The organism is Streptomyces sp. NPDC059002 (assembly GCF_042740435.1).
In the GTDB taxonomy this organism is placed as follows: domain Bacteria; phylum Actinomycetota; class Actinomycetes; order Streptomycetales; family Streptomycetaceae; genus Streptomyces.
On the sequence record NZ_JBHYJI010000044.1, the window covers coordinates 1 to 16,396 of the forward strand.

At 68.6% G+C, this 16,396-nt stretch carries 12 protein-coding genes; 3 read left to right on the forward strand and 9 right to left on the reverse strand.

The genetic code is table 11. The features are described 5' to 3' along the window. Window positions 1-216: 216 nt before the first annotated feature. The 3 genes from ACFWZ2_RS30765 to thyX all read right to left on the reverse strand — a co-directional run bounded on the left by ACFWZ2_RS30765 (window position 217) and on the right by thyX (window position 3,881). On the reverse strand, window positions 217-1,902 hold the full coding sequence (locus ACFWZ2_RS30765; RefSeq protein WP_384551198.1) for a ribonuclease J: 1,686 nt from the start codon (window positions 1,900-1,902) through the stop codon (window positions 217-219). Window positions 1,903-2,050: 148 nt separating this feature from the next. After that, the gene (gene dapA / locus ACFWZ2_RS30770; protein WP_384551200.1) at window positions 2,051-2,950 is read right to left on the reverse strand and encodes a 4-hydroxy-tetrahydrodipicolinate synthase; all 900 of its coding nucleotides are present in this window, start codon (window positions 2,948-2,950) and stop codon (window positions 2,051-2,053) included. Between the two features lie 190 nt (window positions 2,951-3,140). Next, complete coding sequence (gene thyX, locus ACFWZ2_RS30775) at window positions 3,141-3,881, reverse strand: FAD-dependent thymidylate synthase (RefSeq protein ID WP_384551201.1); 741 nt, start codon at window positions 3,879-3,881, stop codon at window positions 3,141-3,143. A gap of 200 nt (window positions 3,882-4,081) precedes the next feature. On the opposite strand from thyX, the gene ACFWZ2_RS30780 reads away from it, so the two are divergent. Next, window positions 4,082-4,321 carry a hypothetical protein gene (locus ACFWZ2_RS30780; RefSeq protein ID WP_384551203.1) on the forward strand — a complete coding sequence of 80 codons (240 nt, stop codon included), beginning with the start codon at window positions 4,082-4,084 and terminating at the stop codon, window positions 4,319-4,321. Window positions 4,322-4,466: 145 nt separating this feature from the next. Continuing rightward, window positions 4,467-5,027, forward strand: a complete 561-nt coding sequence (locus ACFWZ2_RS30785) for a PH domain-containing protein (RefSeq protein ID WP_384551205.1) — start codon at window positions 4,467-4,469, stop codon at window positions 5,025-5,027. A gap of 39 nt (window positions 5,028-5,066) precedes the next feature. On the opposite strand, the gene ACFWZ2_RS30790 is transcribed toward ACFWZ2_RS30785, so the two are convergent. The 6 genes from ACFWZ2_RS30790 to eccD form a co-directional block, all read right to left on the reverse strand. Continuing rightward, window positions 5,067-5,519: a hypothetical protein gene (locus ACFWZ2_RS30790; RefSeq protein ID WP_384551206.1), complete on the reverse strand. Its 453-nt coding sequence runs from the start codon at window positions 5,517-5,519 to the stop codon at window positions 5,067-5,069. A 19-nt stretch (window positions 5,520-5,538) separates the two neighbouring features. After that, window positions 5,539-6,291 carry a 4-hydroxy-tetrahydrodipicolinate reductase gene (gene dapB, locus ACFWZ2_RS30795; RefSeq protein WP_384551207.1) on the reverse strand — a complete coding sequence of 251 codons (753 nt, stop codon included), beginning with the start codon at window positions 6,289-6,291 and terminating at the stop codon, window positions 5,539-5,541. A gap of 37 nt (window positions 6,292-6,328) precedes the next feature. Beyond that, complete coding sequence (locus ACFWZ2_RS30800) at window positions 6,329-7,708, reverse strand: M16 family metallopeptidase (protein ID WP_384551208.1); 1,380 nt, start codon at window positions 7,706-7,708, stop codon at window positions 6,329-6,331. After that, window positions 7,705-9,921, reverse strand: coding sequence for a polyribonucleotide nucleotidyltransferase (locus ACFWZ2_RS30805; protein ID WP_384551210.1), 2,217 nt, complete (start codon window positions 9,919-9,921; stop codon window positions 7,705-7,707). Before ACFWZ2_RS30805 ends, ACFWZ2_RS30800 begins: the two co-directional genes overlap by 4 nt. A 361-nt stretch (window positions 9,922-10,282) precedes the next feature. Beyond that, the gene (rpsO, locus tag ACFWZ2_RS30810; protein WP_055568703.1) at window positions 10,283-10,570 is read right to left on the reverse strand and encodes a 30S ribosomal protein S15; all 288 of its coding nucleotides are present in this window, start codon (window positions 10,568-10,570) and stop codon (window positions 10,283-10,285) included. 201 nt (window positions 10,571-10,771) lie between these two features. After that, complete coding sequence (gene eccD / locus ACFWZ2_RS30815; RefSeq protein ID WP_384551211.1) at window positions 10,772-12,241, reverse strand: type VII secretion integral membrane protein EccD; 1,470 nt, start codon at window positions 12,239-12,241, stop codon at window positions 10,772-10,774. 162 nt (window positions 12,242-12,403) lie between these two features. On the opposite strand from eccD, the gene eccCa reads away from it, so the two are divergent. Beyond that, on the forward strand, window positions 12,404-16,360 hold the full coding sequence (eccCa, locus tag ACFWZ2_RS30820) for a type VII secretion protein EccCa (RefSeq protein WP_384551294.1): 3,957 nt from the start codon (window positions 12,404-12,406) through the stop codon (window positions 16,358-16,360). The last annotated feature ends 36 nt before the right edge of the window (window positions 16,361-16,396 follow it).

Here is a 16,396-nt window from a genome sequence, read left to right on the forward strand (position 1 = left end):
CGGTTCCCGCGCCAGCCTCTCGGCTTTCGCGTTTCCCTTTCCGGCGGTTCCGACTTTATCAGAGATTCTGAGTCGGAATTCCCGCCCCGTTCGGGTCGGTCCCTGGCACATGAGTGCTCGGGGCTTCCCTCGCTGGCGGAGCCGTAAACCTAACGGAGCGGGGCGCCCCGATGCAAATCGAGGCGCCCCGCTCCGGAGCTCACGCAGTCGCGAGGGTCAGACCTCGACGACCACGGGCAAGATCATCGGACGTCGGCGGTAGTTGTCCGAGACCCATTTGCCCAGCGTGCGGCGGATGAGCTGCTGCAGCTGGTGCGGTTCCACGACGCCGTCCTGGGCCGACTTCTCCAGGACTTCCTGGATCCGCGGGACCACCGCGTTGAACGTCGAGTCCTCGATGCCGGAGCCGCGGGCCTGGATGTGGGGGCCACCGGTGATCTTGCCGGTGCTGGAGTCCACCACCACGAAGACCGAGATGATGCCCTCGTCACCGAGGATCTTGCGGTCCTTCAGTGCGGGCTCGCCGACGTCGCCCACGGAGAGGCCGTCCACATAGACGTATCCCGCCTGGACCTTGCCCACGATCTTCGCCTTGCCCTCGACGAGGTCGACGACGACGCCGTCCTCGGCGATCACGATGCGGTCGTGCGGGACGCCGGTGAGGGCGCCGAGCTCGGCGTTGGCGCGCAGGTGGCGCCATTCGCCGTGGACCGGCATCAGGTTCTTGGGCTTGCAGATGTTGTAGAAGTACAGGAGCTCGCCCGCGGACGCGTGGCCCGAGACGTGCACCTTCGCGTTGCCCTTGTGGACGACGTTCGCTCCCCAGCGGGTCAGGCCGTTGATCACGCGGTAGACCGCGTTCTCGTTGCCGGGGATGAGGGACGACGCCAGGATCACCGTGTCGCCCTGGACGATGCGGATCTGGTGGTCGCGGTTGGCCATGCGGGAGAGCGCGGCCATGGGCTCGCCCTGGGAGCCCGTGCAGACCAGGACGACCTCGTTGTCGGGGAGGTCGTCGAGCGTCTTGACGTCGACGACCAGGCCCGGGGGTACGCGGAGGTAGCCGAGGTCGCGTGCGATGCCCATGTTGCGGACCATCGAGCGGCCGACGAAGGCGACCCTGCGGCCGTACTCATGTGCGGCGTCCAGGATCTGCTGGATGCGGTGCACATGGCTGGCGAAGCTCGCGACGATGATCCGCTTCTGCGCGCCGGCGAAGACGCCGCGGATCACGTTCGAGATGTCGCGCTCCGGCGGGACGAAGCCCGGGACCTCGGCGTTCGTCGAGTCGGAGAGAAGGAGGTCGATGCCCTCCTCGCTCAGCCGCGCGAACGCGTGCAGGTCGGTGAGGCGGCCGTCCATCGGCAGCTGGTCCATCTTGAAGTCACCGGTGGCGACGACCATGCCCGCGGGGGTGCGGACGGCGACGGCCAGGGCGTCGGGGATGGAGTGGTTGACCGCGACGAACTCGCAGTCGAACGGGCCGAGGTGCTCGCGGTCGCCCTCGGCGACCTCCAGCGTGTACGGCCGGATGCGGTGCTCCTGGAGCTTCGCCTCGATCAGGGCGAGGGTCAGCTTGGAGCCGATCAGCGGGATGTCCGGCTTCTCGCGCAGGAGGTAGGGGACACCGCCGATGTGGTCCTCGTGGCCGTGCGTGAGCACGATGCCCTCGATGTCGTCGAGGCGGTCCCTGATGGACGTGAAGTCCGGCAGGATCAGGTCGATTCCGGGCTGCTCCTCCTCAGGGAAGAGCACTCCGCAGTCGACGATCAGCAGGCGACCGTTGTACTCGAAGACGGTCATGTTGCGGCCGATCTCGCCGAGGCCGCCGAGCGGGGTGACCCGCAGGCCGCCCTTCGGGAGCTTCGGCGGAGCGCCGAGTTCAGGATGCGGATGACTCAAAAGACTCTCCTCACCACGCGCGCCACGTACCTCCGGGGCACGTGGCGCGTATGACGTTCGTGCAGTAGCAGTTGTTGTGTGGGTGCGGGCGGCCGACAGCTCGTGTCGGGCCCGCGGTGTTGCGCTTATTCAGTTGTGAAGTCTGTGGTTACAGCTGTACCCCGCCGGCGGCGAGATCGATCTTGAGCTGGGCCGTCTCCTCGGGGGACAGCTCGACCAGCGGAAGGCGGAGGGGACCGGCGGGGCGGCCCTGGAGGGCGAGCGCCGCCTTGGTCGTGATCACACCCTGCGTACGGAACATCCCGGTGAAGACCGGGAGCAGCTTCTGGTGGATCTCCGTGGCCTTCTGCACGTCGCCCGTGAGGTGCGCTTCGAGCATGGCGCGCAGTTCCGGCGTGACGACGTGGCCGACGACGGAGACGAAGCCGCACGCGCCGACGGAGAGGAGCGGGAGGTTCAGCATGTCGTCGCCGGAGTACCAGGCGAGGCCCGAGCGGGCGATGGCCCAGCTGGCGCGGCCGAGGTCGCCCTTGGCGTCCTTGTTGGCGACGATCCGGGGGTGCTCGGCGAGGCGGACGATCGTCTCGGTGTTGATCGGTACGCCGCTGCGGCCCGGGATGTCGTAGAGCATGACCGGCAGTTCGGTGCTGTCCGCGATCGCGGTGAAGTGCCGGAACAGGCCCTCCTGCGGGGGCTTGTTGTAGTACGGCGTGACGGTGAGCAGGCCGTGCGCGCCGGCCTGTTCGGCGGCGCGGGCGAGTTCGATGCTGTGCCGGGTGTCGTTCGTGCCGACGCCCGCGACGACATGGGCGCGGTCTCCGACGGCGTCCACTACGGCTCGTACGAGATCGTTTTTCTCCGCGTCACTGACGGTCGGGGACTCACCGGTGGTGCCGTTGATGACCAGGCCGTCATTGCCTGCGTCCACCAGGTGGGCGGCGAGCTGCTGCGCGCCGTCGAGGTCGAGTGCGCCATCCGCCTTGAAGGGCGTGACCATGGCGGTGAGGACCCTCCCGAAGGGGGTCTGCGGAGTGGAGGTCGGAGCCATGGGTAACACGCTACTCGCTGCTCAGTGCGTGGTCCCCCCTCGGGGGATGTGAGCGGACCTGACAAGTGTGGAGCCCGGCACTGCCTGCTCGGGGGTTCAAGCAGTGCCGGGTCCGTTTGATCAGGCTAGATGAACTTCTCGAAATGCCGCAATACGGACACTTCACTCGGCCCACCCGTACATCAGTGCCTTACGGCGCCACGCGTCCGTTCTTGTTGAAGGCCGCGTACGTGAGCGGCATCAGTTCGGCCCAGTGCTGCTCCATCTTCTCGCCGACCATCTCGATCTCCCGCTGCGGGAAGGACGGGACCGTGGCGAGCTCGTGCTGCGTGCGCAGGCCGAGGAAGTGCATCAGCGAACGGGCGTTGCACGTCGCGTACATGGAGGAGTACAGACCCACCGGGAGGACCGCGCGGGCGACCTCGCGGGCGACGCCGGCTGCGAGCATCTCCTGGTACGACTCGTACGCCTGGCGGTACGAGTCCTCCATGACGCGGCCCGTCAGCTCCTGCTGGGCCTGGGTGCCCTCGACGAACTCGTACTTGCCGGGGCGGCCCTGCTGGACCAGCTTGCGGGACTCACCGGGGACGTAGAAGACCGGCTGCAGCTCCCTGTAGCGACCCGACTCTTCGTTGTACGACCAGCCGACGCGGTGGCGCATGAACTCGCGGAAGACGAAGATCGGGGCGCTGATGAAGAACGTCATCGAGTTGTGCTCGAAGGGGCTGCCGTGGCGGTCCCGCATCAAGTAGTTGATCAGGCCCTTGGAGCGCTCCGGGTCCTTCTGGAGCTCTTCCAGGGACTGCTCGCCCGCGGTGGAGACTCGGGCGGCCCACAGGACGTCGGAGTCGGTGGCGGCATGCTTCACCAGCTCGACGGTGACCTCGCTGCGGAAGCTGGGCTTGAGGTCTTCGGTGGGGGTCTCGGTCACTGGCGGGGATCCTTCCGTATGCATCACTCGGGCGGCGCCCACTCTATGGCCCGCCACTGACAATCGGCCGTTCGGTGACCCGGTACGACATTCTTCGACTAATTTGCCGAAACAGGGCACCTTTTGGGCGTTTCGAGCGTCTCTCTAGACAACAGAGTCCACAGAGCTCCGTTCGAGACCCGTGAGGAGAAGCGCGCCCCATGTTCCGTCGGCGAGAGCCCGTCCCGTTCGCCTTCATCGCCGAAGCCGACAAGTTCCGCAGCAACGTCACTCCCCCACCCCGCGAGCGCGCCTCGGCCAGTCAGATCCTGGGGCGCACCCTGATGGGACTGACCGTGGTGGCCGGTCTCGTGGGATCCCTGCTCTTCGGGATGCCCGCGATGTCCGCCGACCAGTCCCCCGCGAAGACACAGCAGTCCGAAGCCTCCGACGGGCGCTGACCAGCGCCTGACCGGCTCCGCCCCGCCTCGGTGGCACCAATGGCGGGGGAGGTACCCCCTTGGCCCCCCAAGGGTGGTAGCAGGGGACACGGCTCGATAGCCTCACCGGGCACAGCCCATGCGTGGATTGAGTGAGGATCAGCCCGTGCCCCTGCCCTTCCTGACCGCGGACCGCGCTTTCGACGAGACGGCGGACGACGCCGCCCTGCCCTTCGACGACCGTGATCACTGGCGGCGGCCCTACCGGCCGGGCCCCTGGCGGGTGGGCGCCGCGGCACTCCTGCTGCTGCTCGCCTCGTACGTCCTCGTCGCCGCCGTGATCATCGCGTTCGCCGATTCGCTCGCGGGTGCCGCGATCTGTGCCGGGCTTGCCGCCCTCATCATCGCGGGCGCCCTGCGGCTGCTGCGCATGGGCACCTGGGTGAGCGCGCAGGGCCTGCGCAGGGTCGGCTTCCTGACGACACAGACAGTTCCGTGGGCCCAGGTCGCGACCGTGCGGACGGCGCAGCAGCCGGTGCGCTGGCTGGGGCTGCCGCGGACGGTGCAGGGGCAGGCGCTGGTCCTCGTACGACGTGATCAGCAGGCCGATGGGCAGCAGCCGTTGCTGACCGACCGGAACGCCGACTTCCTGGCCCGGCACGAGGCCTTCGACCGGGCGGCCGATTCCATCGAGGTGTGGGCCGACGAGTACGGGCGCACCGCCTAGGCGCCGCCCGCCGCACCCGTCGGCGTCCGCACGGACGAACTACGCGCTGATCGCCCTGCCTTCGTGCAGGGCGATCGCGCGTTGCATGGCCTTGCGCGCGCGGGGGGTGTCCCGGGCGTCGTGGTAGGCGACGGCCAGCCGGAACCAACAGCGCCAGTCGTCCGGGGAGTCCTCCGTCTCGGCCTTGCGCCGGGCGAAGACCTCGTCGGCCGAGTCGCGGTCGATGCGGCCGCCGGGCGTGCGCTTCAACTCGTCGACGGGGAGGCCGCCTTCGGCCTCCAGCTCCGCGGCCAGGCTGTTGGCGCGCCGGACGAACTGGGTGTTCTTCCAGAGGAACCAGACGCCGATGACCGGCAGGATGAGCACCGCGACGCCGAAGGTGACGGTGAGCGCGGTGCCGTGCTGTATCAGGAGCACGCCGCGGCTGCCGACCAGGACGAAGTAGACGACCAGGACGGCAGCCGTGACGGCGTAGGTGATCTTTGCGCGCATGGAGTCTTCGTTTCCCGGGTCAGCCGAGGTCCAGGAAGTGTTCCAGGCCGAAGGTCAGGCCCGGCGTGCCCACCACGCGGCGCACGCCGAGCAGGATGCCCGGCATGAAGCTGCTGTGGTGCAGCGAGTCGTGGCGCACCGTCAGGGTCTCGCCCTCGCCGCCGAGCAGGACCTCCTGGTGGGCGAGGAGGCCGCGCAGGCGCACCGAGTGCACCGGAACGCCGTCGACGTCCGCGCCGCGGGCGCCGTCCAGGGCCGTCGACGTGGCGTCGGGCTGCGGGGCGCTGCCCGCCTCCCTGCGCGCCTCGGCGATGAGCTGGGCGGTGCGCGTGGCGGTGCCGCTGGGGGCGTCGGCCTTGTTCGGGTGGTGCAGCTCGACGACCTCGACGGACTCGAAGTACGGCGCGGCGATCTGCGCGAACTTCATCGTCAGGACCGCCCCGATGGAGAAGTTCGGGGCGATGAGCACGCCCGTCCCAGGGGACGCGGCCAGCGATGTGCGCAGCTGCGCGAGGCGGTCCTCGGTCCAGCCCGTCGTACCGACGACGGCATGGATGCCGTGCCGTACGCAGAAGTCGAGGTTGCCCATCACCGAGTCGGGGTGGGTCAGTTCGACCACGGCCTGGGCGCCGGACTCCACCAGCGTGTCCAGGCTGTCGCCCCGGCCGAGTGCCGCGACCAGTTCCATGTCGTCGGCGGCCCCGACGGCCTTGACCGCCTCGGAGCCGATGCGGCCCTTGGCACCGATGACCGCCACGCGCAGCTTGCTCATGTCCTTCATTCCTTAGGGGAGTTGGTCCCTCGCGGGACTACGCGACCGCTTCGTGCAGACGGGCCGCCTGCTTGTCCTTGAGCGGGCCGATGGCCGAGAGGGACGGGCGGCGGCCGAGCACGTCGCGGGCCACTTCGCGCACCTCGTCGGGGGTGACCGCCGAGATCTTGGCCAGCATCTCGTCGACCGACATGTGCTCGCCCCAGCAGAGCTCGCTCTTGCCGATGCGGTTCATCAGTGCGCCGGTGTCCTCGAGGCCGAGGACGGTGGAGCCCGCGAGCTGGCCGATGGCGCGGCCGATCTCGTCGTCCGAAAGGCCGTGCTGCGCGACCTGGTCGAGCTCGTCGCGGCAGATCTTCAGGACGTCGTGCACCTGGCTCGGGCGGCAGCCCGCGTACACCCCGAAGAGACCGGTGTCGGCGAAGCCCGAGGTGTACGAGTACACGCTGTAGGCCAGGCCGCGCTTCTCCCGCACCTCCTGGAAGAGGCGGGACGACATGCCGCCGCCCAGGGCGGTGTTCAGGACGCCGAGGGCCCAGCGGCGGTCGTCGGTGCGCGCCAGGCCCGGCATGCCGAGGATGACGTGCGCCTGCTCGGTCTTGCGGTTGATGACCTCGACGCGGCCCGAGGTGCGCAGGGCGCGGGAGCCCTGGCGCGGGATCATCGGGGTCGCGTCGGTGCGCTGGAGGGCGCCGGCCTTCTCGAAGGCGGCGCGGACCTGGCGTACGACCTTGTTGTGATCCACGTTGCCCGCGGCGGCGACGACCAGGTGCGTGGGGTCGTAGTGCTTGCGGTAGAAGCGGCGGATGCGGTCGGCGGTCAGGGCGTTGATCGTGTCGACCGTGCCGAGGACGGGGCGGCCGAGGGGGGTGTCGCCGAGCATCGTGTGCGCGAACAGGTCGTGCACGCAGTCGCCCGGGTCGTCCTCGGTCATGGCGATCTCTTCGAGGATGACGCCGCGCTCGGCGTCGACGTCCTCCTGGAGGATCAGGGAGCCCGTCAGCATGTCGCAGACGACGTCGATGGCGAGCGGCAGGTCGGTGTCGAGCACGCGCGCGTAGTAGCACGTGTACTCCTTCGCCGTGAAGGCGTTCATCTCGCCGCCGACCGCGTCGATCGCGGACGAGATGTCGAGGGCGCTGCGCTTGCTGGTGCCCTTGAAGAGGAGGTGCTCGAGGTAGTGCGTGGCGCCGTTCAGGGACGGGGTCTCGTCCCTGGAGCCGACGTTCGCCCAGATGCCGAAGGTCGCCGAGCGTACGGAGGGCAGGGTCTCCGTGACGACGCGGAGGCCGCCGGGGAGGGTGGTCCTGCGCACCGTGCCGATGCCGTTCTCGCCCTTGATGAGGGTTTGGGTACGGGCGACGGCCCGCGCCTCCGAGGAGGTGCGGGCCGTCGTCGTGGTGCTACGCGACGTCACTTGTCGGTGTCGTCCTTCTTGTCGTCGCCCTCTTCACCCTCGATGACGGGGATGAGGGAGAGCTTGCCGCGGGAGTCGATCTCGGCGATCTCGACCTGGACCTTCTGGCCCACACCGAGCACGTCCTCGACGTTCTCCACGCGCTTGCCGCCGGCGAGCTTGCGGATCTGCGAGATGTGCAGCAGACCGTCCTTGCCCGGGAGCAGGGAGACGAACGCGCCGAAGGTCGTCGTCTTCACGACGGTGCCCAGGTAGCGCTCGCCGACCTCCGGCATGGTCGGGTTGGCGATGCCGTTGATCGTGGCGCGGGCGGCCTCGGCGGCCGGGCCGTCGGCGGCACCGATGTAGATGGTGCCGTCGTCCTCGATCGTGATGTCGGCGCCGGTGTCCTCCTGGATCTGGTTGATCATCTTGCCCTTGGGGCCGATGACCTCACCGATCTTGTCCACCGGGATCTTGACGGTGATGATGCGCGGCGCGTTCGGGGACATCTCGTCCGGAACGTCGATGGCCTCGTTCATCACGTCGAGGATGTGCAGACGCGCGTCGCGGGCCTGCTTCAGCGCGGCGGCCAGGACCGAGGCGGGGATGCCGTCGAGCTTGGTGTCGAGCTGCAGCGCGGTCACGAACTGCTTCGTACCGGCGACCTTGAAGTCCATGTCACCGAACGCGTCCTCCGCACCGAGGATGTCGGTGAGGGTGACGTAGTGCGTCTCGCCGTCGATCTCCTGCGAGATCAGACCCATGGCGATACCGGCGACGGCGGCCTTCAGCGGCACACCGGCGTTCAGCAGCGACATGGTGGAGGCGCAGACCGAGCCCATGGACGTCGAGCCGTTGGAGCCGAGGGCCTCGGACACCTGACGGATCGCGTACGGGAACTCCTCGCGCGTCGGCAGGACCGGCACGAGGGCGCGCTCGGCGAGGGCGCCGTGGCCGATCTCGCGGCGCTTCGGGGAGCCGACGCGGCCGGTCTCGCCGGTGGAGTACGGCGGGAAGTTGTAGTTGTGCATGTAGCGCTTGCGCGTCACCGGGGAAAGGGTGTCGAGCTGCTGCTCCATGCGGAGCATGTTGAGGGTGGTGACGCCCAGGATCTGGGTCTCGCCACGCTCGAACAGCGCCGAGCCGTGCACGCGCGGGATGGCCTCGACCTCGGCGGCCAGGGTGCGGATGTCGGTGACACCGCGGCCGTCGATGCGCTTCTTCTCCTTGATGACGCGCTCACGGACCAGGGTCTTGGTCAGCGAGCGGTACGCGGCGGAGATCTCCTTCTCGCGGCCCTCGAACTCCGGCAGGAGCTTCTCGCCGGCCAGCGCCTTGACGCGGTCCAGCTCGGTCTCGCGCTCCTGCTTGCCGGCGATGGTGAGCGCCTGGGCGAGCTCGGTCTTGACCGCGGCGGTCAGGGCCGCGAGCACGTCGTCCTCGTAGTCGAGGAAGATCGGGAACTCGCCGGTGGGCTTGGCGGCCTTGGCAGCGAGGTCCGCCTGGGCCTTGCAGAGGACCTTGATGAAGGGCTTCGCGGCCTCGAGACCGGCGGCCACGATCTCCTCGGTCGGCGCCTCGGCGCCGCCCTTGACGAGCTCGATGGTCTTCTCGGTGGCCTCGGCCTCGACCATCATGATCGCGACGTCGCCGTCCTCCAGGACGCGACCGGCGACCACCATGTCGAAGACGGCGTCCTCGAGCTCGGTGTGCGTCGGGAAGGCGACCCACTGACCCTTGATGAGCGCCACGCGCGTGCCGCCGATCGGGCCCGAGAAGGGCAGGCCGGCCAGCTGCGTGGAGCAGGAGGCGGCGTTGATCGCGACCACGTCGTACAGGTGGTCGGGGTTGAGGGCCATGATCGTCTCGACGACCTGGATCTCGTTGCGCAGGCCCTTCTTGAAGGAAGGACGCAGCGGGCGGTCGATCAGGCGGCAGGTCAGGATCGCGTCCTCGGAGGGGCGGCCCTCACGGCGGAAGAACGAACCGGGGATCTTGCCGGCGGCGTACTGCCGCTCCTCGACGTCCACCGTGAGCGGGAAGAAGTCGAGCTGGTCCTTGGGCTTCTTGGACGCGGTGGTGGCCGAGAGGACCATCGTGTCGTCGTCCAGGTAGGCCACGGCGGAACCGGCGGCCTGACGGGCCAGGCGGCCCGTCTCGAAGCGGATGGTGCGGGTGCCGAAGGTGCCGTTGTCGATGACGGCCTCGGCGTAGTGGGTCTCGTTCTCCACTAGCGTTTTCTCCGTTACTTGTCGTCTTTCGTCCCCGGGCCCGTGTGGCGGGGGGACGGGGCGGAGAAGCGCGCCTTGGGTGCGGGCCGGTCTTCGATCGAAGCACCCGGGGTCTTACGTCTGCGCATCCCGGGGGCCACTACCGAGGACCGGCGGCGGCTAGGGCGCCTCTCCTCGTCATTCGTTCATTTGTTCGCATGGTCCGGACGGTCCGATTCCGTCCGGTCCGCTACCGCGTGTGCGGTATTGCGCAGTGCGTTGTGCGACCAGACTACAAAGCGTCGGTGACACTGCGCACGTACAGCAAAGGGAGCGGCCCCCTTCGAGTGCTTCGAGTGGGAACCGCTCCCTTCACGCCGTCTTACTTGGCGCCCGCCGCACCGCGGCGGATGCCCAGGCGCTCAACCAGGGCACGGAAGCGCTGGATGTCCTTCTTGGCCAGGTACTGCAGCAGGCGGCGACGCTGACCGACCAGGATCAGCAGACCACGACGGGAGTGGTGGTCGTGCTTGTGCGTCTTGAGGTGCTCGGTCAGGTCGGAGATCCGACGCGAGAGCAGCGCGACCTGCACCTCGGGGGAGCCGGTGTCGCCCTCCTTCTGGCCGAACTCGGTCATGATCTGCTTCTTCGTAGCGGCGTCGAGCGACACGCGTACTCCTCGTGATGTCTTCGAGTGCCTCCGAGTGCCCCTGGTCTACATCTCAGGGGAGCTTCCGTGACTCGGGAGGCCAGATGAAGCCGCCGGGTGCGGGTCCGGATCCCTGGGGATTCGGAGGGTGCACATACAGGCGGTCGTTTCACAGGGTACCAGTCGGCTTGTGGGGGGTTTGCCCGGGGTGAAACCGCCTCCTCAGCTGGTCAGCGAGCGAGCCGCGTCGTAAACGTCCAGTACAGCGAGGCACAGCGGCACCAGACTGAGCAGTACAGCCGATTCCGTGAGGTCCAGGAAGCGGCCCCAGAAGGGGGAGAGCCCCTTCTTCGGAATGATCAATGAGATGGCCGTCAACAGAGCACATCCCGCGGCGATGGCGGCCGTGAGCCACACAGCGCGCAGGTCCAGGGGGCCGCGATCGTCATGGAGGAGCAGCTCCTTCATGGCATCGCCCGGCGGGTTCAGCGCCAGGCCGATGATCAGCAGGGCAATGGCGGCGATGCCTGCCCCGAGCGCGCAGACGACCTGTGAGGTGTAGCGGAAGAGCCTGGCACGCATCAGGGTCGCCAGGCCCGCGGCGAGGGCCAGGAGCTGTCCCCAGGCGTTCCCCGAAAAGCCGAGTACGGCAGCCGACACCACGACGACAGCGGCTGAGCCGCCGACCAGACCGAGCAGCAGCTCATGGCCGCGCCGGGCCTGGGCCGCGATCCGGGCCGCGTCGAGGGGGCCGGGGTCGACGGTCGCGTTCAGGTCGGCGTCGAAGTCTTCCTGCACCGCACTCCGCGGCGAGGCGTAGCCGATGGGCAGCCGGGCGAACCGGGACGACAGGCCCGGGAGGAACGCGACGAGGGCGACGGTCACCGGCGCACTGACCGCGGCCGCCTCGGCCGCCGTGGCCTCGGTGATGACGGCGGCGAAGGCGGCCAGCGTGCCCGCCGCGGCGAAGAACGTGGCAGCCACGAAGGGGGCGTCACTGCCGGGAGAGAGAACCACGAGCAGGACCGACGCCACGAGCACCGTGACGCAGCCGAGCAGCAATTGCAGTCGGCCCGGCCCCTGCCCGGCATCCGGACCGACGATCCCTGATCCCGCGATGAGCAGGAGGGGGAGAGAAGCGAGGCCCATGGCCGCCCCGGCGGCCCGGTCGTCGTAGACACGCGCGCGTGCACCCGCGAAAGCGAGGAGGAGCAGGCCCATACCGCCCGCGACGACTCCGGGGAGGCTGTGCATGTCGTGCTTCACGGGGTCGGCGAACCACAGCACGAGGGCCATCAGGAGGAGGAGCAGCACACCTCCCACCAGGCCGGCACCACGCAGCAGGGCGTCTCGCCACAGCCTGCGGTCCCGGACGACAGCGGTGGCGACCGCGTCCGCCACGTCGTCGAACACCGCAGGAGGCAACGACATGGCGAAGGGCCGCAGGCTGAGCACCTCGCCATCGAGGATCCGCTGCGCCGCGAGCGAGCGGGCGGCATCCAGGACGGTGCCGTCCTGGCGTACGAGGTTGTAGCCGGTCGGAGCGCCGACCTCCTGGGTCTGGCGGGTCAGCCGGAGCACCTCTGGGTAGATGTCCGCCACGGCGATGTCCTCGGGCAGAGCAACGTCGACGCGACTGTCGGGCGCGACGACGGTGACCCTGCAGAAACCGGTCGCTGCGGGCGAACTCACCTTGAATGACCCCCTGATTCACGGTTGCGCACGATGCGCGCGTCACCCTATCGCTACGCCCTGTCAGCACCTGCACGTAGGATCACCCCGTGCGGAGGGAGACCGCCACCGACGCGGCAGCGGCAGGCAACTGCACGCCCATATAGGGGGATTGATGTTCCGGTGAGCCAGATCGTCATCAAGCGCCCGCCGCGCGCACTGCCGCCCGAAGTACCCACGGATGAGCTGCAATTGGCGGCTCCTCCTGAACTGCCGCGCGGGCAGCAGGAGGGCGTGCTGATGCAGGTCCTGCCGACGCTCGGCATGGGCTCGTCGGTGGTCTTCTTCTTCGCGTCGCCCAACGCCCACCCCTTCATGCGGATCATGGGTGTGGTGATGCTGGTGTCGACGGTCGCCATGGTCGTCGCCCAGGTCGTCAGGTACCGCCGGGGTACGCAAGGGCAAATGGCGGACGTACGGCGCGACTACCTCAAGTACCTTGCCCAGACACGTCGTACGGTGCGCCGGACGGCTCTCCAGCAGCGCGACACCCAGTTCTATCTGCACCCCTCCCCCGAGCAGCTCTGGTCCGTGGTTGCGGAGGGCAGCCGGGTGTGGGAACGACGCGTCGGTGACCGGGACTTCGGGCAGGTGCGCGTGGGCCTCGGCCCCCAACAGCTGTCCACTCCCCTCGTGGCACCCGAGACGGCCCCCGTGGACGAGCTGGAGCCATTGGCCGCGGGTGCCATGCAGCGGTTCCTCGCCGTGCACAGCTCGATCGAGGGACTCCCCGTCGCCGTCTCTCTGCGCGCCTTCTACCACCTCACCGTGTCCGGAGAGACGGAGTCCGCGCAGGCCACCGCTCGCGCACTGGTGGCTCAACTGGCCACGCTGCACGGCCCCGAGGACCTCATGGTCGCCGTGGTCGCGGCCCCGGGGGCGGTGGCGCGGTGGGACTGGACGAAGTGGCTGCCCCACTGCCAGGTGCCGGGGAAGCTCGACGGAGCGGGCTCACGACGGCTGTTCGGGGATGACCTGGGCGAGCTGGAGCAGCTCCTCGCCGACCGGATCGACGGCCGACCGCGCTTCAGCCGCGAGGGGCAGCCCGTACTGGACCAGCCCCATCTCGTGGTGATCCTCGACGGCGGCATGGTGCCGCCGACCTCCGCCTTCGCCGCAGCGGAGGGCCTGCAGGGCGTAACGATCATCGAGGTGGTTGCCGGTGAACTCGACGAGCCGCGTGGCGGTCTCTCCGTAGTGGCGCACCCCGGAAAGCTGCGCTTGGAGGCGAACGGCGGTGTCTCGTACGAGGGCGTTCCCGACGCGTTGCCCTTGCCGGCCGCCGAAGCGCTCGCACGCCAGCTCGCGCCGCTGCGGATGGGCGGTGGCGACGACGACGAACCACTGCTCGCCAACCTTGACTTCACCGACCTGCTGAGCCTGGGTGACGCGGGTTCCGTCGACGTCACGCGCACATGGCGGCCTCGTTCGACTGCGGAACGGCTGCGTGTTCCGATCGGTGTGGGTGAGGACGGCCAGCCGGTCATGCTGGACCTCAAGGAGGCGGCTCAGGAGGGCATGGGGCCGCACGGCCTGTGCGTGGGCGCCACAGGCTCAGGCAAGTCCGAGCTTCTGCGCACCCTGGTCCTGGGCCTGGCCGTGACCCACTCGTCGGAAACCTTGAACTTCGTCCTCGCCGACTTCAAGGGTGGGGCGACCTTCGCGGGCATGGCGGACATGCCGCACGTCGCGGCGGTGATCACCAACCTCTCCGACGACCTCACGCTCGTGGACCGCATGGGCGACGCGATCCGCGGCGAACTGCAGCGCCGCCAGGAGCTGCTGCGGTCGGCGGGCAACTACGCGAACATGCACGACTACGAGAAGGCGAGGGCCGCGGGCGCGCCGCTGGCCCCCTTGGCTTCGCTCATCCTGGTGATCGATGAGTTCAGTGAACTACTCACCGCCAAGCCCGACTTCATCGACATGTTCATTCAGATCGGCCGCATCGGCCGCTCACTCGGTGTGCATCTGTTGCTCGCCTCGCAGCGCCTCGAGGAAGGCAAGCTGCGCGGTCTCGACACCTATCTGTCGTACCGGATCGGGCTCCGCACGTTCTCGGCGTCGGAATCCCGGACGGCACTGGGCGTGCCGGACGCGTATCACCTTCCGTCCGTCCCGGGCTCCGGCTACTTGAAGTTCGGCACGGACGAGATGACGCGCTTCAAGGCCGCGTACGTCTCCGGGGTGTACCGCACCGGTGTCCCTGACCCCAGTGCCAGCCAGTTGCCCATCGAGCACCGCCCCACCCTGTTCACGGCTTCACCTGTGGCGGCCACATTCGCGGTACCGGATGCCGGTCGACCGCGGCCTTCCCGCTCCGGGGAGGACGCTCTGGCCGACACAGTCCTGGACGTCATCGTCCGCCGCCTCGAGGGACAGGGAGTGCCCGCACACCAGGTGTGGCTGCCGCCACTGGACGAAGCCCCCACGCTGGACCAACTCCTTCCGCAGCTCGTGGTGTCGGCCGAGCGAGGTCTGCACGCGGGCGACTACACGCGCTCCGGGGGCCTGGTCGTCCCCTTGGGGCTGGTCGACAAACCCTTCGAGCAGAAGCGGGAAGTGCTGTACGGCGACTTCTCGGGTGCCGCTGGCAACATGGTGGTCGTCGGTGGTCCGCAATCGGGAAAGTCGACCCTCCTGCGCACACTGATCACGTCGTTCGCCCTGACCCACACCGCCCACGAAGTGCAGTTCTACTGCCTGGACTTCGGCGGTGGGGGCCTGGCCTCCGTGGCCGATCTGCCTCACGTGGGCGGGGTGGCCTCCCGCCTCGATCCGGAACGGGTACGACGTGCGGTGGCGGAGGTGGCCGGCGTACTGAACCGCCGCGAGGCCTACTTCCGCGCCAACGGCATCGACTCGATCACCACGTACCGGCGCCAGCGTGCCGAGGGCCGTCTTCCAGGTGAGGCCTGGGGTGACGTCTTCCTGGTCATCGACGGCTGGGGAAGCTTCAAGAACGACTACGACATGCTCGAGGGCGTCGTCAACGACATCGCCGGCCGCGGCCTCGGATACGGCATCCACGTCGTCGTATCCGCTTCTCGCTACATGGAGGTACGGGCAGCGCTCAAGGATCAGATGCTCGGCCGCCTGGAGCTCCGGCTCGGCGACGTCATGGACTCCGAGTTCGACCGCAAGGTCGCGATGAACGTCCCCGCGGGGGTTCCGGGTCGCGGCCAAGTGCCGGAGAAGCTGCACTTCATGACGGCACTGCCGCGGGTCGACTCGTCGCCCGACCCGGCGAGCCTCTCCGACGGCACCGGCCAGTTGGTCGACACGGTGAAGAGCAGCTGGCAGGGGCCTGCGGCCCCGACAGTCCGCCTGCTGCCCCGCAATCTGCCGGCCGACCAGCTCCCGAAGGGGTTCGAGTTCCCGCAGCAGGGCGTCGCGATCGGCATCGACGAGACGAACCTGGAACCGGTCTTCGTCGATTTCGAGACAGATCCGTTCTTCCTGGTCTTCGGTGAGAGTGAATCCGGCAAGACGAATGTGCTGCGCCTCATCGCGAAACAGATCGCTGAGCGATACACACCCGCCCAGGCACGCATCGTGGTCGGCGACTACCGACGCACCATGCTGGAAGCGGTGTCGGAGGAACACCTGCTGGAGTACGCCCCGATGGCGTCGGCGATGAACGTACACATGAATGCCATCGGTACGTTCATGGAGAAGCGAGCCCCAAAGCCCGACATCACACCGCAGCAGTTGCGTGATCGAAGCTGGTGGAACGGCCCGCAGCTGTTCGTCATCATCGACGACTACGAACTGGTGGCCACCAGCTCAGGAAATCCGCTGGACGTGCTGGTCGAACACCTGCCCTTCGCGCGCGACGTGGGGGTCAAGTTCATCATCGCGCGGAGTTCCGCGGGCGCCTCCCGCTCGATGTACGAGTCCTTCATGCAGCGGGTGCGGGAACTCGGGGCCCAGGGTGTGCTGTTGTCGGGCGATCCGAGTGAGGGCGACATCCTTGGAAATGTCCGCGCACGCCCCATGCCTCCGGGGCGCGGCATGTTCGTGTCGCGAAAGCGCGGGACGGCTCTCATTCAAGTGGGGCGGCTGACGGACCACTACTAGAGTGCGCGATGGTGACTTGACTGAACGGGGAGGCTG

Excerpts from the sequence above, each read along its gene's own strand:
- dapA (WP_384551200.1), bottom strand. The coding sequence starts at position 2,950 with ATGGCTCCGACCTCCACTCCGCAGACCCCCTTCGGGAGGGTCCTCACC.
- ACFWZ2_RS30780 (WP_384551203.1), top strand. The coding sequence starts at position 4,082 with ATGTTCCGTCGGCGAGAGCCCGTCCCGTTCGCCTTCATCGCCGAAGCC.
- ACFWZ2_RS30790 (WP_384551206.1), bottom strand. The coding sequence starts at position 5,519 with ATGCGCGCAAAGATCACCTACGCCGTCACGGCTGCCGTCCTGGTCGTC.
- dapB (WP_384551207.1), bottom strand. The coding sequence starts at position 6,291 with ATGAGCAAGCTGCGCGTGGCGGTCATCGGTGCCAAGGGCCGCATCGGC.